The sequence below is a fragment of the Paenibacillus sp. RC73 genome (assembly GCF_044908085.1).
GTDB lineage: Bacteria > Bacillota > Bacilli > Paenibacillales > Paenibacillaceae > Paenibacillus > Paenibacillus terrae_A.
Window position 1 is genome coordinate 571,210 of record NZ_JBIYCV010000001.1, and the last position, 18,904, is coordinate 590,113.

At 44.8% G+C, this 18,904-nt stretch carries 16 protein-coding genes and 1 pseudogene; all 17 read right to left on the reverse strand.

From position 1 onward, the window contains the following. Positions 1-16: 16 nt before the first annotated feature. Positions 17-1,270: a M14 family metallopeptidase gene (locus tag ABH897_RS02670; RefSeq protein WP_404591128.1), complete on the reverse strand. Its 1,254-nt coding sequence runs from the start codon at positions 1,268-1,270 to the stop codon at positions 17-19. A gap of 117 nt (positions 1,271-1,387) precedes the next feature. Then, positions 1,388-2,197 carry a glutamate racemase gene (racE, locus tag ABH897_RS02675; RefSeq protein WP_044646372.1) on the reverse strand — a complete coding sequence of 270 codons (810 nt, stop codon included), beginning with the start codon at positions 2,195-2,197 and terminating at the stop codon, positions 1,388-1,390. 208 nt (positions 2,198-2,405) lie between these two features. After that, positions 2,406-2,729: a YtxH domain-containing protein gene (locus ABH897_RS02680; RefSeq protein ID WP_404580180.1), complete on the reverse strand. Its 324-nt coding sequence runs from the start codon at positions 2,727-2,729 to the stop codon at positions 2,406-2,408. A gap of 97 nt (positions 2,730-2,826) precedes the next feature. After that, positions 2,827-3,474 carry a helix-turn-helix transcriptional regulator gene (locus ABH897_RS02685; protein WP_044646315.1) on the reverse strand — a complete coding sequence of 216 codons (648 nt, stop codon included), beginning with the start codon at positions 3,472-3,474 and terminating at the stop codon, positions 2,827-2,829. Positions 3,475-3,482: 8 nt separating this feature from the next. Then, positions 3,483-3,923 (reverse strand): DUF86 domain-containing protein, encoded by a 441-nt coding sequence (locus tag ABH897_RS02690; RefSeq protein ID WP_404591130.1) that lies wholly within the window; start codon positions 3,921-3,923, stop codon positions 3,483-3,485. Between the two features lie 24 nt (positions 3,924-3,947). After that, the gene (locus ABH897_RS02695; protein ID WP_250267997.1) at positions 3,948-4,235 is read right to left on the reverse strand and encodes a Dabb family protein; all 288 of its coding nucleotides are present in this window, start codon (positions 4,233-4,235) and stop codon (positions 3,948-3,950) included. An 82-nt stretch (positions 4,236-4,317) separates the two neighbouring features. Next, positions 4,318-4,743 (reverse strand): phage holin family protein, encoded by a 426-nt coding sequence (locus ABH897_RS02700; RefSeq protein WP_014280817.1) that lies wholly within the window; start codon positions 4,741-4,743, stop codon positions 4,318-4,320. Positions 4,744-4,973: 230 nt separating this feature from the next. After that, the gene (locus ABH897_RS02705) at positions 4,974-6,110 is read right to left on the reverse strand and encodes a polysaccharide deacetylase family protein (protein ID WP_404591132.1); all 1,137 of its coding nucleotides are present in this window, start codon (positions 6,108-6,110) and stop codon (positions 4,974-4,976) included. Between the two features lie 761 nt (positions 6,111-6,871). Continuing rightward, complete coding sequence (locus tag ABH897_RS02710) at positions 6,872-7,522, reverse strand: hypothetical protein (protein WP_404591134.1); 651 nt, start codon at positions 7,520-7,522, stop codon at positions 6,872-6,874. Positions 7,523-7,592: 70 nt separating this feature from the next. Next, positions 7,593-8,243, reverse strand: a complete 651-nt coding sequence (locus tag ABH897_RS02715; RefSeq protein WP_283655447.1) for a hypothetical protein — start codon at positions 8,241-8,243, stop codon at positions 7,593-7,595. Positions 8,244-8,449: 206 nt separating this feature from the next. Further along, positions 8,450-8,773 carry a hypothetical protein gene (locus ABH897_RS02720; RefSeq protein ID WP_283657796.1) on the reverse strand — a complete coding sequence of 108 codons (324 nt, stop codon included), beginning with the start codon at positions 8,771-8,773 and terminating at the stop codon, positions 8,450-8,452. 17 nt (positions 8,774-8,790) lie between these two features. Beyond that, positions 8,791-9,072 carry a hypothetical protein gene (locus ABH897_RS02725; protein WP_404580414.1) on the reverse strand — a complete coding sequence of 94 codons (282 nt, stop codon included), beginning with the start codon at positions 9,070-9,072 and terminating at the stop codon, positions 8,791-8,793. Between the two features lie 21 nt (positions 9,073-9,093). Then, positions 9,094-9,455 (reverse strand): annotated as a pseudogene (locus ABH897_RS02730) (polymorphic toxin-type HINT domain-containing protein); the annotation flags it as partial. Positions 9,456-9,829: 374 nt separating this feature from the next. Beyond that, positions 9,830-10,150: a hypothetical protein gene (locus ABH897_RS02735; RefSeq protein ID WP_283655445.1), complete on the reverse strand. Its 321-nt coding sequence runs from the start codon at positions 10,148-10,150 to the stop codon at positions 9,830-9,832. Positions 10,151-10,169: 19 nt separating this feature from the next. Next, the gene (locus ABH897_RS02740) at positions 10,170-15,566 is read right to left on the reverse strand and encodes a polymorphic toxin-type HINT domain-containing protein (RefSeq protein ID WP_404591136.1); all 5,397 of its coding nucleotides are present in this window, start codon (positions 15,564-15,566) and stop codon (positions 10,170-10,172) included. Between the two features lie 14 nt (positions 15,567-15,580). Further along, positions 15,581-17,542: a hypothetical protein gene (locus tag ABH897_RS02745; RefSeq protein ID WP_404591139.1), complete on the reverse strand. Its 1,962-nt coding sequence runs from the start codon at positions 17,540-17,542 to the stop codon at positions 15,581-15,583. Next, positions 17,539-18,813 (reverse strand): hypothetical protein, encoded by a 1,275-nt coding sequence (locus ABH897_RS02750; protein WP_404520659.1) that lies wholly within the window; start codon positions 18,811-18,813, stop codon positions 17,539-17,541. The genes ABH897_RS02745 and ABH897_RS02750 overlap by 4 nt, the downstream gene beginning before the upstream one ends. Between the last annotated feature and the right edge of the window lie 91 nt (positions 18,814-18,904).

An 18,904-nucleotide genomic window follows, 5' to 3' on the forward strand; every position in this document is an offset into this window, starting at 1 on the left:
CAGGCTAACCCTTTTACTATGAAAGCACCGTTGCCATTAACATGCCCACCTCTGCCGCAATATCGTCATAATCACGCATAGGCAGCGGATTTACACCCAGCCCGACTTCAACGGTAAAACCCGGTTTTCCAAACCGCTGTATAAACCAATCCTTATATCCCGCATCGCTGCCCCCCAGCTTTACCGCCCGGTATCCTGTTGCAGCCGCCAGCCGTGATGCCCAATCCCGACTCTCCTTTGGCTCCAAATCCCGGTAATTCCAATAGATTTCCTGTCCCTGACTGTGTATGGACAACACCATATCAAACTGTTCCCGCTCCGTCAGATCGACAAGCGCTTTAGCCTCCGGCTCAGACAAAGGCGCAGGGCCCGCATAATCCCTTCTGGACGGGCTTGTTTTACCGCGTCTGCGTACCTCTTCCTCCCAATACGCCGGAAACTGATCGTTAAGGTCCACACCGCGAATGTTAGCCTTCCATCCACGATAATCAGCACGGCCTTCATTCCACTTTCTTAAGTCATGGTACAGGGGATGAGACGGAAGGACACCTTGTTGAACCAGTTCCACCCCATCTGGATTGACCATGGGCACTACCCATAAAGAAGTGCGGTATAGCCAGGTTTGTGGAGAAACTCCATATATCCATAGAGGAGCCTCGCCTTGATCCTCACGCTCATCATGATGCTCCCCACCTTTATTTCCATTCGTACTGTCGACTCCTTGCGCATATCGCTCTACAAAACGCAGCAAACATGGTGTCGTCAGCCATTCATTGGCATGTACAGAGGCGTTGGCGTGAATTTTCAGCGGGCCCCGTCCAATGCGTACATAGGGGATATCCTTCCCCATGACACTGGTGCCGATGCTGCCCACTTCAATAAACGGATACCTTTGAGCCAGGGCCGCAAGATCTTCTCTCAAGTCCTCGTATCCATACTCTCCACGCAAACTTACAATCTGATTCTGATGGTTTTCAGGTATAATAATGGTTTTTCCTTCCACAAAATCATGCTCCGCAAGTTCGGGATTGGCCTGCCGCAGCTCATCAAGCTCCATACCAAACTGCTTGGCAATCTGTCTGGCATGCTCAGCGGCCTGAATAACGTATTTACGATCCATTGACGGACGAATGTACAGCACTTGACCACAAATCAGATAGGGTTGCGCGGCAGTCCACGGATTGTCTGCCATCAATGTATCTGCCGATAATTTAAAAGCCGAGGCGACCCGGTGCAAAGTATCTCCTTTTTGTACGATATATTCCCTCATCTTCTACGCCCCTTCCATCTGTCTTACTGCATGTTATGCAGACGCGGCGTGTCTTGATGTAACGAATACCAAAACAGCCGATTCTTTTGTCCAATGACAAAAAAATCGGCTGCCTCATCAATCCAGATTGGTAACCTGCCAAACAACAGGCGTTTGACGAATTTGCTCCCCAAGCCACTGTGCGGCAATGCTCTGGAACATTTCCGGATCACCGGAACAAAAAAGCTGATGCACAGGGGTTTCATCCCCAGCCTCTAACTTGCCCTTGTTATACAAAATCGTACTCGTCTCACGAGCCGTTTCGTCTGCTGAACTAATCAGCTTCACGTTAGGGCCCATCACTTCCTGAATCGTTTCCTTCAAAAAAGGATAATGCGTACAACCGAGAATCAAACAATCAATCGGGTACGCTTGAATCGGCTTCAACGACTCCTCTACGACCTCTGATGTTGTGTCTGAGCGGAACAGTCCCTGTTCCACCAAAGGAACGAGAGCAGGGCAGGCATGACTCAACACGTCTACATAGGGGGATAGTTGCTTCAGCGCAGCCGTATAGGCTCCGCTTCGAATCGTACCGACAGTCCCAATCACCCCGACATGCCCGGTGGCTGTTGCGCTGATTGCAGCACGTGCCCCAGGGTGGATGACTCCGATCACCGGAATGGATACCTTTTGGCTAATATAATCCAATGCCGCGGCTGTTGCCGTGTTGCAGGCAATAATAATGACTTTCGGATCAAATTGAATCAGAAAATCAACCATTTGCTCTGTAAATTTCTTAACCTCTTCCGATGGCCGGGGTCCATACGGGGTGCGCGCAGTGTCTCCAAAATAAATGATTTTTTCCCGTGGAAGCTGACGCATGACTTCTTTAACTACCGTCAAACCTCCTACACCGGAATCCAATATTGCAATCGCTTGCTGCACGTACACACCGCTTCCTTTTTTGTTCAAGTATGAGTCGTTCCCTCTCGGGAAGCTATCCGTTGCTACATACCTTATGTTGTATTCGAGTAAAAGGTACCCCCAAATATTACTCGAAAAAGGGAAAGCCATCAACAAAGAGGCTTCATCCCAACAGGAGAAGCCTCAAAGCGATTCCATATTCAGTTATATTATATACATTTAGAGCTACTTACAGAGAATCCTTTTTCGTATCTTCTTGAACAGGAGCAGATGAAATGCTGACTTCGGGAAGAACTTCACTTTTTTTACGAAATTGTCCGATTTCATGAATGACCGCTGAGGCCGTATCCTTAATTTTATCGGTATACTCAATAGAGGCGTCTGTAATTTTCCCCGCCAGTTCCTGCCCTCTATCACTGACAAGACGGGCCTGATCCTTTATGTCCTGACGCAGATCACGACCTGACTTGGGGGCAAACAGCAGCGCAGCGAGCGAACCGGCAATGCTACCTGCTACCGCACCACGGATAAAGCTTTTGTAGTATTCTTTCATCATCATCTCTCCCTTATGCCCGGGCGAATGCCCATCTGTTAATGCATTATAAGCGCGGAGAGCTTGTCATGACACAGCGAACAAGCCATGAAAGTACCTACATTTTTCGGGACCGGATACGATACAGGCAGCAACGTCCTCCATCCGCCAAGCAATCCTCACGAACAACCTCGGCATCAAGCAGCTCCTCGAACATTTGCTGCTCACATTCACAAGCCTTGCGGTAACGGCCTGCGATTTGAGAAATCGGACAATTGTATTCCACAATAGAGTAGCTCCCGTCCTCTTCTTCCCGCCACTCCGCCATATAACCGGAGGCGTTCTGAATACCGGAAAGCTTTTCCACACGTGAAGCCAGCGTGGTCTCGCGCTCTATCTGAGGGGCGTAACGCTTCATCATTTTGCGTTTTCTGCCGTCAAACAGAGAGTAAACAGCTTCCATTCCCCGCTCTTCATCCAGTTCCTCCAGCAGCTCCAGCAACAAATGATCATAATTTCGGGGGAACTGCTCACTTCCCTGCTCACTTAGACTGTACAAAAACGTCGGACGTCCCATCGCCTGCCGCACTACTGTAGCGACGATGAGACCATCCTGCTCCATCAATTTGAGATGCCTGCGCACCCCCATTTCAGTAATGCCCAATTGAGCTGCCAAGCTTCCGACGCCCACAGGTCCCTGGGTTTTCAATAGTGTCATAATCATGCGCCTGGTGGGCATTTCGGGTACGATATGCTTATCCGTCACTTTAGCCTTTACACTCCCTCGGGCTGCTGACCCAATTCCTTATTTAAGTAGTCATGCACACTGGATGCAAAACGCTCCAATAGCTCGGGCAGCTCAGGTGTAAGCGGATGAAGGCTCGTCCGGTCCCAATGGAAATACTCCTGCACCAAGGGTTTCCGCAAAGCTACCAGCTCCATCAGAGGATTAAACACGGTATCCTCCAGTACGCCCTCTTCATGAATGATACCAATAATATCCTCATAGCTGCTGGCATCGCGCATAATAAATCCGTCAATGATATAGCTTCCTACGTCCGTCACCGTTTCAATCGCCAGATGAAGGCAGCGCTCCTGCACCAGCCCCTGCAACAAATCTCCGTTCCAAGCGTCCGATATGCGGCGGAGTCCTGCAACAATGTCGGTAACGGCCCCTAGCCGAAGCTCAATTTGCTCCCGGTTGACATAATACAAGATCCTGCACCTCCCGTAACCGCTTCAAATTTCATAATCAACTGCGATCGATACATCCTTCACTTCATTCATGTGTACAATGATCTCCTGATGCACAGGGTGTACCTGATACGTTTGCAAGTCCTCCAATGTTTCGACTACAGCCGTAAGGGAAATATCATAAGATCGTTCCGAACGAATCACATCCGTACCTATTTCGAGTGACAGAAGTTCTTTGATTTTACCGTTCATGCTGCGCAAAATGGATGCCGTATGCTCAATGCTTTCAGGGGAGCGGTCTTTCAATTTGAACAAAACAATATGTTTAATCATACGTATAGGCTCCTTATCTTTTAAAATGTTCTCTTCAAAATTTTATCATAACGCCCCACATACGGAAAGAAGCTTTATAATTCTAGCGATCTTTTCCACCATCTTTCCCACCAGACTCCTTGTCCTTCAGCAGAGCAAAAAAATTCTTGAGCTTTGGTGGAAGTGGCAAGCCCATGCGTGAGCAGTTTTCTGTAATCGAGATTAATTCGTTGGATAAATAAAAATACGTCGCCGCCCCTTTCATGATTTCGGTGCCCATCAGGAGATCCATATGATGTGCCAAAGAAATCACCATCAGCATCAAAGCCTTTCTCGTCAATCCCCAAAAACCGGCTTTGCTGCTCAAGCCTTGTCCAGTCTTAATCGCTGCGGCAACTCCTGTCACATAATCAACAGCCATCGCAACTGTGAACAGCACCATCAACTGATTCCAGCCGCCAAATGCAAATGTTATAATGGCACCTGTGGTAGCACAAAACATACTAAACATAGCCGGGTTAATATTCATACCTGTTCCTCCTCTCGGGGCGGTTACTGCAATATATGCAGCGACGTGGCAACCCGTAAAGTCATATGACCTGAACAGGGATATGTAATTCATAGATTCATATAAAATTTATGGGCAACGTAATACTTGTTTATCCAACACGCCTGATTTCTGCTTACCGCTTATAAAAAAACAGACCCCCTCTTCAAAAAAATAAAGTAGGGTAGCCTGTTTTTCTGACAGCTATTCAATTAACGATGATCATTCCAAAAATTAAGTGGAGTCAAATTGCCATTTAACGGCTCGAACGAATAGCCTTCTTTCTGCAAAGCTGCCATGATCTGTGGAAGCACCTTGATCGTAGATGGCTTATCATGCATAAGAACGACAGGTGTTCTGCCTTGTTTCTTCAATCTTTTAATATCACGCAGAACGCTCTGTTCAAAATGCTCTGGATTTTTGGTATAACGCCAATCGTTGGAATCTACATTCCAATCCCAAATATGATAGCCTGCACCCGTCAGTTGATCACGGAATGCTTTATTCAAATAAGGTTTGCTGCCATAAGGCGTACGAATTAAAGAAGTGCGTTGCCCTGTTGCCTGGAATAAAATCTCATTATCCTGATTCATTTCTGCAAGCGCCGCTGCCGGAGAAGCATAGATTTTCTTCACCTGGTGCGTTATCCCGTGCAAGCCCAAACCATGACCCGCCTCTACCATTCTCTTCATAACTGCACTATGTTGACGAATTTCCGGTCCCAACATGAAGAAAGTCGCCTTGGCATTATATTTATCCAAGATATCCAACAGCTGTGAAGTATGGGCTGTAGGACCGTCATCGAAGCTCAAATAAATCGTACGGCTTGATGGGGAAGCGTTCCCCTTAGTTCCTGTATTGCCAGATTTTCCTGGCTTCACAGCAACATACTGTTTAATTTCTGCGGCAAATTTGTTCAAAAATTGTGCATCAGACAAGCTTGCATTCGCATTCTGAATCCGGTATACATTGCTTGAAGGTATCGTGATGGTAAAACCGAAGGCATCCGCCAATGTGCGAATCGGCACCATCGTACGTCCTCCGCGCTCAAAAACATCACCCTTGGTCACATCCAGCGTAAAGCTGCGATTATGTCCCGTCAACTGCAATGTACGTCCGCTGACCGAAGTCGAAATCCCCATCTTTTGACCTAATGTAACGATAGGTACATACAACTTGTCATTTTCCATCACCGGCTGAATCGTATTAGAATCCAGTAATACATCATTGACTCCCAGCAAAGGAGTCTTCGCTTGCGCACTTGCCGTATTCGTATGTATGCCCAACAGACCCAAACAACAGATTGCCATCAAACATACAGCCATCCATTTTACATTCAAAAACTTCATTACTTACACCATCCTGTGCTGTATTTTATATGTGCGGGAGCTATCTCTAGCTTGTCTATGAAGTTATACAGACATGACGGTATAGACATGGCAATATAGACATTCACTAAACATATAGAACATAAACGTATCTCAACTTTTTGAATCGGAACGCCTTTCCGTTCCCCCCCCTATATATATTAATAGATTACCAGAGTATAGTATGTAAATATAGTGAAACAATTCGACAACAATCTCGCAATCTCCCCGACCATCGAGATTACAAAGTTGTGAATAAATTAGCTGAGTTAAAATGCAAGCGATTAATAAATTCTTTTAGTAGAACTAGAGCTTATAAAACAAGCCTTTCATGAATTTTGTACTCAGTATTAAGTGGCTATAACAGACCACTCCCCTTTACAGTCATACAATAATTATTGAAACTTCATTAAGACATTCTTCTGAAAATAAGATAACTTCTTTTTTTCCGAACCTGCTCTTATTTTCATAAAAAAAGAAATCCCCTAGTCTTAATTCTCCTTATTGCTTCCAAGTTGTAGAGAACTCCTTCACCATCAATTGCATTATACTCTGCAATTAAACGTGACTCTACGGCAATAGTTTTAAATATATTTAATTCAGCTTTATGGCTGTACCCATTGTACTCTTATACTTCCCTATTATGAAATTCCCATATTCAATTCATCTGCATAAAATAACCCAATGAGTCCAATGCAAATGAAAAACCTTGAAGGAATTTATCCCTCAAGGCGAATTTGGCTTTACTCTGAACCAAAAATCTCTACTCTTTCACAATGTATAATGTTCTTCTGGTTAGTATAAAATATTCCGCCTTTAGTCGTAGGCATAAATTCTTGCCCGCTCGGGTCAACATACCCCAACGGATTATTCGCAACGCATGCATACCAGTTTAAGCTTTGCGGATCTCTTATCTCACCTTGACACGTATCCTCGCCATTTTGCGTACGTCCGATGATGTTTTTATTCCCATCCCGCTCATAACCAAATTGGTGCAGCGCTGTACTGTCTTGCTCCACCGTAACCCCAGACAAGTCCAGTCCGTTATAGCTGAATCGCGTACTCAGTCCTCTGCTTGAAGACTGACCTTTCAGCAGCCCGTTAGGGGCATAATCAAACGTCATGCTATCCAGTGATCCGCCCGCAGCAGCACTCGCCCCTGCCAAACTCTGCTTGTTGTACTCGTAGGTTATTTTCGTGCCGTCCGGGTATTTCAGTCCGGTCAACGACCCATTTGCTGGATCATAGGCATACGAGGTCGTTCCCTGCCCATCTGTCATGCTGGTTCTGCGTCCTGCACGGTCATAGGTATAATTGGTTTTAAAATCCGGTCCCGCTGCTTCGGTAACCAGCCCACCATAATATTTATTTACAATAGCATGAAGTAAGCGCAATTAAGGACTGATAATTAAAAAAGACCACAACACGAAACTATATCGCATTGTGGTAAAATATTCAAAAATCCTATTTCAATATTTGCGCAGTCCCCGCCTCTACATCAATTAGAAAAACTCTGGGATCCATACCATACCTCCCATTATTATGTTCGTCCAGTGTAGACAACTCGTATTGATTCGGTACATATGTCGGTTTTAAAATACCCCAAGCCCAGTCCTCGCTACCTCCACCTGAATAGCCCTCATTTTCCTTTCTAATTGAAATAGGAATATTTTTTTCTTCTCCTGTTGAAATATTTTTTAAGTGTAATTGCTCCCTACAATTCCTCTGGAAAGGATTAATTAAATCAATACGATATTCATATTTTTGATCTGAAGTTAAGCGTACTGGATCACTATCAACATTATCATATAGCCATCCTCGAGTGGGAGTTCCATCTACTAAATAATAAGAAAAAAACAGTAAAGATGCCATCAATATTGCTGACACCACATATTTTATTCCACTAAATGGGGCCCATCCCTGCCAAATATACGTTAACGATATTAATACAATTATAATTGACGGAACTCCAAATAAAACCATTGTAGCGGTTCCCAAGATATCATGTCCATGTTGAAAGCCCCCCGTTGAGCCTAAAATAAACCATATGAAAGCCGCTATATTTATAAGAATAGGTATCATCCATATTATTTTGAACCAGATAGGCATTTTCATTTCCTTCCCTCCAGTCATTAAATTCTCACTAAAATGATTCCTCACATTGTAAAATAACTGATACTGATACTTGAATACCTCAAATACTTACCTTATTTAACAATAAATAAAAACTAGTATTTTTTAATATCAATATTTTCCTTCGTTAGTTGTAATCTTGACAAAGCAAAGAAAAAGGTGGCAACTTTCTGCTGCCACCCTCCAACTTAATATAAAGTTAACAAGAAGTCATAAACCTCTCCATCCAAAGTAAGGAGTAGCCTATATTCACCTACCACCTTCCCTTTATATTCAATTAGTAAATAAGAAATGACATGAACATAATCAAGCACCGGAAAATTATCCAACATTAAAGCAATTTTTTTTAGATATACATCCAAATATTTATCATCATAATCTCCAAAAAACATGTGAAACTCTTCTGCTTGTTCTTTCATATAATTATCGAAGTTTAGAAAGAAATTTTCTAGAGTTCTTTTTTCAACCTGATGATTAACTATCCATTCCTTCAGTTTCCCAACTTCCATCAAACACAAACCTTCCCTAATTAATGTGATTTAACAAATTTGGTAAATATAATATGGCCCGATTTTTGGTCAAGATTACCGTATACTCTTGCATTTCCATATTTACCAACTACTTTAATTTCATATTTATAATATGTGCTGCCTATTTTTTCTCCACTACCAGATAGTGCCTTTATACCATTATCACTCTTAGCACTATTTACAAATCCTTTTTTCATAGCATTTGAGAATTTATTAGCGGCTTCTTTTCCGAATGCATCCTGAATATCAGTATAGGTATCCCTTTTTATCCAAGCTTGCACACAGTTAGTGTTATGAACCCAGATATTAAGATCACTAACAAAATACGTATGGAACTCATCGACTGTCATATTGTAAACTGTGACGTGCTTCTGTTCCAGTTCAATGCTGTCTACCTTGAGTGTATTCCCGTCACTCTGAACAAGCAAGTCACCGGGTTTGAGGTCTTTGACGAACGTCCACCCTTTACCTTCAACATAAAACGGATGATTGAAGGTTGATTCATGACTTGGTAGCCCACATGGATGTTATAAATCTCATCCGTCTTATGGTTAAACGTTGCCGTAACCTCTTTGTAAGCTACGTCGCCAGTCGCTTCACCCTTGGAAAGAAGCTTATCACCGACTTCAATGTCTTCGATATTCTTCTCCCCTTTGTTAGTTATAAACTTGGTTCAGGGAAGAAAGAAGGTAGCAACTATTTCAGCTACTGCGATTGTATCATTAGCTTGCCGCCGTTCAGGTATAGCGATAAGACGGTATTCGGTTTTGTTCTTCAACATGCTGTAAAGGATGTTGACTAGCTATCGCATAATGCAGATGATTGCCTGTTTCTTTTTTTATCTGATGATTTTACGTTATAACGGGGGTGGAACATTAAAATAAAAGGGTATACTATTCAAGACTATACACGTGCCTACAGCTATATTAGAGAAATATTATACGAGGGTAATGAATGTTAAGTTCGATTCTAGGCTCATTCGATAATAGGTGCAGGTGAAAGGAAGACCTTGAGGATAATTCCTCAAGGTCAGAAAAATCAATCCAGTGAAAAATAATCATCATATACTACACCATCAAGAGAGAAAAACAATCTGAACAGCCCAATCGTTCTGGAATTATAAATAATTGGGATGTACGTTACAACATGAATTGATTCATATTCTGGATAATCACTAATCATCAGTGCTACTTGTTGTACTTTAATATCCAAAAACTGTTCACTAAAAGAATTAAAATAGATTTTAAACTCATCTGGAGATTCTTCCATATAATTATTAAACGCAATCCAGAATCCCTCTATTGAACGATGTTCGATATTGTTATTAATAATCCATTCTCTTAATTCCCCGACATTCATAATTATCAACACACCTTTTCTAATGCTTTCCTTTGTCAAATTTGTTAAATATAATTCGATTTAATTTCGCGTCATAGTTACCATAAACCCTCCAATCTCCATACTTACCTTTTATTTTAATTTCATATTTAAAGAAAGAACCTCCTACCTTAACCCCATCTCCTGAAAGGAGTTTGATTCCATTTGCCCCTTGTCCACTAACTAACCCCTTATTCATAGCATCAGTAAACTTGTCTACTGCATCTTTACCAAACTTATTACGAATTTCATTGTACGTGTCATGTTTTATCCATCCAGTACCACAACTGTTATGCGTCCAAATTCCAAGATTCGATACAAAGTACGTATGGAAGTCCTTTACCATAAAATTGTATACAGTAGCATGTTCCTTCTTAACCTCAATTTTCTCAATGTCTAATTCCTTGCCAGCCGAGGTTGTAAGAATATCGCCCACCAATAGGTCTTTGGATTTGACCCAACCTTTGCCGACAATCCAAAACGGATGCTCGTCAGTAGTCGTTATGATTTCGCCGCCGACAGTAATATTATATGTTTCCTTAACATCACGTTGAAAGAGCCATTCAACTTCCTTGTAAGCCATTTCTCCTGTCTCATCGTCTTTGGCTAGGACTCTATCACCTACCTCAATGTCCTCAATCGGTTTCTCCCCTTCATCTGTTTGAACCTCCGTACCCGCTGTAAAGCAATTACATTTACTTATTATATCTTTTGCTGTTTTGCCCGCACCGGCACCTTTACTTTTAGTCACTTTAGCTATGGCAGGTCCTTCTACAAGGGAACCACTTACAAAACTTGCACACTGTACATCATAGTAACAACCCATAACAGCATCAGATATACCTGATTTATCCCATGTAATCCGAGTCGCGCCTTTAGGATACCATGTCCCTTGTTTTACTCCTGCAGCGTAGATAGACCGACCAAAATTAATGGAAATGGAATCTGAAATATAGTCTGCATTTTTACCTGAGCCACTGCAATATCCAGGGTGAGAATAATATTTCCCCCTAACCGTCGCTGTACACCAATTCCCAGTTGGATCACTGTTAGTCAACGGATTATTATGCACATACGTATATCCATTCAAACTTAACGGCTCGTTTATTTCTCCCTGATACGTATCCTCGCCCATAAAACGCGCTGTGCCCGGATCATACCAGCGGGCTCGCAAATACTGGAGTCCAGTCGTGTCGTCCCAATACTCACCAGCATAGCGCAACACGTTCGGAACAGTCTCTTTCACCGTCTTCGGGCCGCCCCAAATGTCGTAGCTGTAGCTGTTCAGCTCCTTGCCCGCACTATCACTCAGGCCCACCACATCCCCGTGGCCGTTCAGTTGGTAATATTGCAGCTGTCCGCTGGCCTTGTCCTGTCTCGCCCACAGTTGACCGGACAAGTCATACACATAAGCATACGTGATCTTCGCCGCTCCACCTTCGACCTCAGCTTCCGCCATCAGCTTCGCTTCTTCATCATAGTAATACCGGGTCGTTTTGCCACCCTCCGTACGCTCGTACAGCAGCCCGTCTCCGTTATAGCTGTATCCGACCTCTTTGCCTTCACCGCTCACATGGGTCAGACGACTGACGGAATCATAGCCATAACTGGCGTTTTCCATGCCGAACACTTTGCCGCTGCCTTCGGCGCTTCGGTTTCCATTCGGATCATAGCCGTAGGTCTTGTTCTTCTCACCTGCGGCTTCGCTGGCCATTCGGTTGGACGGGTCATATCCAAATTGATCCGTGGTTCCGTTTTGTGTACGTCCGATGATGTTTTTATTCCCATCCCGCTCATACCCAAATTGGTGCAATGCCGCACCGCCTTGCTCCACCGTAACTCCGGACAAATCCAGTCCGTTATAGCTGAATCGCGTACTTAGCCCTCGGCTTGAAGCCTGACTTTTCAGCAACCCATTCGGTGCATACTCAAATGTCATACGATCCAGTGAACCACCCGTAGCAGCACTCGCTCCTGCCAGACTCTGTACGCCCGCTGTCCCGGCTCCACTGCTAACGTCCATTTGAGTCACTTGGCCCAAACTATCCAGCTTGGATTGAACGTGCATAGACGTACCAGCACCATCGGTCAGCACATAGCCTGTGCGAGACTGCTTGTTGTACTCGTAGGTTATTTGCGTGCCGTCCGGGTATTTCAGTCCAGTCAACGCCCCATTTGCTGGATCATAGGCATAGGAGGTCATTCCCTGCCCATCTGTCATGCTGGTTCGGCGTCCCGCAAGGTCATAGGTATAATTTGTTTTAAAATCTGGTCCCGCCGCTTCCGTAACCAGCCCGTTCGTATTATATTCAAAAGTGATCGCTTGCGATTTCCCTGTCAGCATACGGGTGATATTGCCATCCGTATCGTAAATATTTAGCGTCGTTCCTCCACTGGATTTCTCCAGCAGCATGCGTCTGCCCAGCTCATCATACGAGTACAGATTCTTTTGCCCGTCAGGATACTGAACGGTCTTCAAATTTCCGGCCAGATCATATATATAGCTAACCTGCTGTCCGGATGGATCTGTGACGGAGGTCATTTGTCCCAGTGCATCGTAATCATAGGTCATACGTTGGCCGTTACCGTCCGTCCGGCTAGTGACCCTACCCGCATGATTGTAAGCGAACGACTCCAGCGGCTGAAAGGAGCCATTGTTAGCTTCTTGAGTGGAAGTCACACGGCCTAAAGCATCCGATACCTCACGCACACGATAACCAGCTGCATCCGTATAAGTGACCGTTCGATTCACCGCATGATACGCCACGGTATCTGCTGTTCCATCCGCATAGGTCGCCTTCACAGGCCGTCCAAAAGCATCGTAGGCGTAGCGAGTGGTGGCTTGTTCGGCATCCGTGCTTTCGACCATATCTCCATGATCATCATAACCATATCCGTAGATCGCATCGTCCACCTGTTGCTGGAGCAGCTGTCCGAATGGGTTATACAGTCTTTCAGCACTCACGCCATCCGGTCCGGTGACGGTGACATCGTTCGTATCATCCTTGTATACCACAACCGTTTGAGTGCCATTCGGATAAGTAACCTTCGTTACACGCCCCAACGCGTCATACACATAGGACTCCGTTTTGCGCTTGGCATCGGTTTGGGACTTGATTTCTCCGGTCGGATAGTAGTCATACGTATACTCAACACCTTTAGGCAAAAGCTGCCTTGTCGGGAGCTGAGAACCATAGGAAGATTTATAATCTATAGAAACATCCGTATAGTTTCTGTCGTCAATGAGAACCTTCTGACTGCTTACATTCCCTTTTGCATTGTAAAAAGTATAGCTGTGTGATAAAAGCTTCCCCTGCGCTGTGCCTTCATAGTTTTTTAGTTCATTCAATGTGCCCTCTGCTTTATAGGTTCGAACTGTCGTTCCGGTTTTTCCTTCACTGATTTGGCTAACCGTCTGAACGGGTTGTACCCAGAAAAAAGGCTCACTAGAGGTTTTATACGTATGAACCGTCTCCGACCCCGTACTTTGGGATATTTTCAAAGGGAGACCATATTCATTGTACTCATAAGAGGTCGTGACAGGCTCGGATGAAGAACCCCCCTCCGTATAGGACTCTCGCATTTGCGCAGGCAAATTCCAGTCCATGGCGTCCTTATACGTGTAGTCTACATGATACCCGGTGGAATCTCCCTCTTGATCATAGCGGTTAAGAACCGATTTGTCGGGCGCATGCTCTCCTCTAAAGGTTTTAGCGAAATGGAAGGTTTCTGTTGTACGTGTTCCTGTAGCAACCACCGTCCATTCAGCGTTTTTGCCATAGCTGGCTAGATCTTCTCCCGAATAGGTGAGATCGGTTTGATTTAAAAAACGGTTACCTGCCGTTGTACTGTACACATCTGCGCGTGAAATCACTTTAAACACGCCTTGTGTACCGTATACGCCTATGCGCTTGTTGTAGGCTTCATAACGAATGTCAGTCATGGACGAAGTAGGTCGTACAATTCGTGTCAGCAGCGCGGTTGCATTGGGCTGTAAGGCTCCCGTTTTCCCTTCACGATCTGCTACCAAATTAAACGGAGCATCCATGAAGGTATACGTATAGCTGGTGCTTCGTGACAGGGAATCCAGCACTTCCGTTAGCACCTTGCTGCTTCCCTCGCCATTTTGACGATAGGTGTACTGATGGTCCGTTCCCTGCTCCTTGACTACAAGCTGTCCGGCATTGTAAGTGAAGCCAAGCTCTCTGCCATCATTATTTCGAATCGAACGAATGAGCTTAGCTCCACCAGAGCTTGTATAATCCAATTCTACCCGATTCTTATACGCATCCTGAATTAAAATCAAATAACCGTCCTGATCGAGATAATAGTCATTTCCATTCAGCTCAGATATTTTGTATTCACTTCGTATTCCCTGCACGCTTGCGCTTTGATCTGTACTGATCTTCAGATCTTTGTATGCATATCCTTCAAGCTTCAAATCATTTTTCAGTTCATAGGAGCCTGTTCCAGGCATGTACAAATACCGTTTACCGTCCTGTTTCTGCATATGTGGAAGATCCCATTTCCAGCCTCGTCCCAGACTTGAAGTTGCTTCCTCCTCGCGGATGGCACTTGTGTTTGTATATGCCCCCTCATTTTGCTGCACACCAATCTGGTTATTGGCCAATGAACTGTTGTACACACGAGTCAGTGCAAAGGGCAATGACCCTGGCAGCACGAGGTCCGTATTTTGAACAACAAGCTGTCCAGAAGCGGTGGATACACTGTTGTCACCGTAATCCAGCCCATAACGCGAAGTATCATCACTTAACCTGCTTTGTGCAAGCGCTGCCTGATCCAAAGGAGCATACACATCTGTTGCAGCAGATACCTGTAGCAAGCTTTGTTTAAGTAAAGCCTGCCCGATCAGGCCGTTTTCTTCTGGAATCGGTGCATACACGGAATCATGTACGCTGGGTAAGGATGGTATACCTGCCTCAGTCGTCTCAGGGACCAGCGATGGTTCCTCACCCTTATCCAGCGGTTTGGGATTCACCACTTCATCCTGAACGGGCTTTTCACCTGCCTTTAGTTCAGCCGGCTCCTTGGACGGTTCCATCTTCGCTTTTGTGCTCAATTCAAGCCCATTTTGCTGTACCCACAAGGCAGGACTTTGTTCCGGTAATGAGTTTTCCCCACCATCTTTTTGCCATGCTTTATAAATATCATATAAAGTATAGCCCTTGGATAACTGTGTATTGATCCAAGCCTGATCCTTACCCGTTTGCTGTGCAAGCCATGCTCTGGTAATAATCTGTGGAGTGGAAGACGAAGAAGCCTGAGAAGCCGCTGCCTCTCCTTTCCCTTCCTCTCCATATGCCCATGTACTCCATGTACTCCATGGACCCAGCAACATTGCCACACATAATAGACTACAAATATAACGTTTAAACACATGCTCACCCCTATTTAATTTGTAAAAGGAAATACCTTTTTCAGCCGCATACTGACGTTTCCGTTTAAATCATAATGCAGCTCGATTTGATCTCCGGTGGAAAAAATAACTTTATTCAGTCGGTTCCCTTTGCCGTATTCATATGAAGTATCCTTGCCAAGCGACATATGTGCTGCCTTAATTACGGTTTGTAATGCGCCACTGTTGGCTTCTGTCAGCTTTACATAAACGGTTTGTCCTGTCTTCATCTCATACTCTAAAACAGTGAAATTCAAACCATATATTTGCTCTTGCTCTGTTGAGGAGACAAGCTGATTAGAAAAATCTGGGTCCGTAAACAAGGTTACAATAGGCTGCTGCACAGCATAGTTGGATTTTTCCATCACCGCAAAACGGTACATTCCGTCTTCTTTGGGTGTAAAACGATATTTCCCTTGCTGACCTACTGTAAAGTCAGCTTCCTTTTCTATGAGCTCAATGAGCTCGTCCAGCTTGCTGTCATCTTTATTTTTCATAGCAAACACACGATAAGGCGCTCCAAAGTTAACAGCAGGAGTAGCTGCCGCTACGGCAAGATGAATGTTTGCTTTACCTGGCACTTGCTGTAGATTATCTGTCGCCTCTTTATGTTCACGAATCACTTTTCCAGCCTGATCCGTAACGGTATACTGATACGTTCCACCAGCCGTCTCTGCATTCGTCAAGACAGGGGCTGCCTCGCTTCCGCGATTGATCCATACTTCCTGCTTTCCGCCGGACAAAGACGTTTTTAATAACGCTGGTTCTGGGCTTGGCTCCGCTTTAATGTCATTGTTGAAATAAAAGGTCACAGCTTGCGGTGAAGTGACGGTCACAACGAGCGTACCTCCAGCTCCAAGTGAGATTTTGGGTAAAGAAGCATCCATTCCTGCTCCATCCACCTTGGAATTCACACCGCTACCTGCTCCATATACGAGATAGTCATAAAGGCGACTTTCGTTTGAAGCATCTGTGGTCAACGAGGAAGCCTGTGAGCCAGTATTATTGAATACATAGCTTTCTCCCTGCTTGACGGTAATCTGATTGCCTGTCGGTACCTCGGCAGCCTCAACATCGAATATCCCCCATACGGCTCCAAAAGTCACAGGTATTTCCGATACCGTCGTAACGATGGCATAGCCGCCAGCCTGAACTAGTGGCAACTGAGTCGTATCAATCGCTTGACTGTATATCGTCCCATCTTCCAGATAGTTAGTGTAACTCCATTTCATCCCGGTGGAAGAAAGTACGTCCAAAGCCTTGGCATTCGGACTTCTGTTGATAAATTTCCGGCTTTCTCCCTGCTTTAACGTAATCCGATAAAATGCCATTTGCGCGCTGAGTAAAGCCTTTACCTTAGTGCTATGGCTAAAGGTGATAGGCCGATCCGAAACATTCGTTACAATACCAACACCATTCTCGATAATTTCCGGGTCAGCCAAGGTATTAAAATGATCGGCTGCGAGTAGCCTAAGTCCCTTGTAGCTGGCAAAATCAAATCTAGAGCTTCCACTGCTTTTGTTACGACGCAGCGTTTGCGATGTATTGTCATGATTCTCAAAAATATAGGAATCCCACGGCTGCAAAGTCGTTTCCTGAAGTGGGTCACCATCATCTCCTTGACCATGGAAGCTCCGATAAATACCGCCGAATGTAATCGGCGTATCACCTGTTACCGTAAGAAGAGCTGTCTTTCCAGCACCAACCTGAGGGGCTGTACTTGTATCACTGCGCCTGGATTGCTCTGTACCATCCACTTTATACAGAACCGCTTCAAATTTACCTTTAACGGTTTTGGCGGTGCTGTGCAGATTCCTTAAACGATTACTGATATTGGTATACGCATAGCTTTCACCTTTCGACAGTGTTACGCGTAAAAAGGCAGGATCACTGCTCGTTTCCCAGGAAAAATCGTCCGTATAGTCAAAGATAATGGGACTCGGGCCAATCACAGTCACAATGGCATATCCCGAATAGGACCTGCCTGACTGTTAAAACCGTAAGTGTATACCGTTCCATCTGACTTATAGATAACATAATCGAACAAATTTCCAGTCTTTCTGGAGTTATTGTAGATCGGATTCATCAGCGTGCCGTTATTATGGAAAATGTAACTCTTGCCTGCCTCAAACTCGACGCGGCTGATCGCATATCCGCCCACAGGACGGGCAATAAAGTTACGATAAGGAGCGCCGTATGTAACCGGATTGGCAGTGACCTGAGTAATTACCGCGTATCTGTCCACACCAATCTGCGGCTTCCCCGAAGTGCCACTACCGCGTGAAGACTCCGTTCCATTTGCCAGGTAAACAACGTAGTCAAGCTTATCCTTGGTTGTCCCATCGCTCTCAATCGTGTCCAATCTGGTTCCCACATTGATAAACTGGTAGCTTTCTCCTTGATTTAAGGTAACCCGTGCATAAGCCGGCTCTCCGGTGTTTTCTATACTGTATTTGCCATACGGAAATCCGAAGCTAACCACGTTTGCAGTGGAGCCTGTAATAATCAGCTCTTCGTCATCCGCAAAAGTAGGGTGAGCAATACTATTAAGACCCGATGCGACTAAAGTTCCATCCTCTTTATATTTTGCATAGTCAAAACGGCGATTGTCCGCGCTCGAAGCATTATGCAAAATGGTACGGCTGCCCGCCCCCTCATTTACAATGCGATAACTCTCGTCCTTAAAGACAGTAATGCGCTCCAGTGCCGGATTCTCGGAGGTGCTGTAGGTAAATTGAGGCTTAACCGATACGACCAGAGGCCCTGCTCCTGTAGCCGTTATAAAAGAAGAACCTCCTCCCGGAACCACAGTTGAAGTGGAAGTGTGATCCAGATAGGCTACATTTATAGACCCATCTGCTTTATAAGTGACCAGGTCATAAGTAACATCATTTTTTGTTGATGCATTACTGGTTATTGATCTACCAGCAGTATCTATATTCTCAAATTCATAGGTCTCTCCGGGATGAATGACGAGCGTCGTGTTATCCACCGCTGCCAAGCTCATCATCAGTGCGTTATAGACGCTGTTTGTCGCAGAAGTGGACGGGGTGAAAGAAACGGTTCCATCAGAAACCTCAAATTCCTCCTGTACCGTATCCACTTGATCCAGTTGCATTCCGTCCCTTAAATCTTGTTCCTCCGCTCCTGCCACACCAGGCAAGCACAACAAAGTGTTTGCTGCCAAAAGTGCCGTCAGAAACCATACCATTATCTTTTTACAAACCATCTGACTGGATAACCTCCTCTTGTCATTCAGGAAATAGTTGGGTACACTTGGAGTCCCCTATCCATTTCTCTCTCTTATAAGCCTTACAATC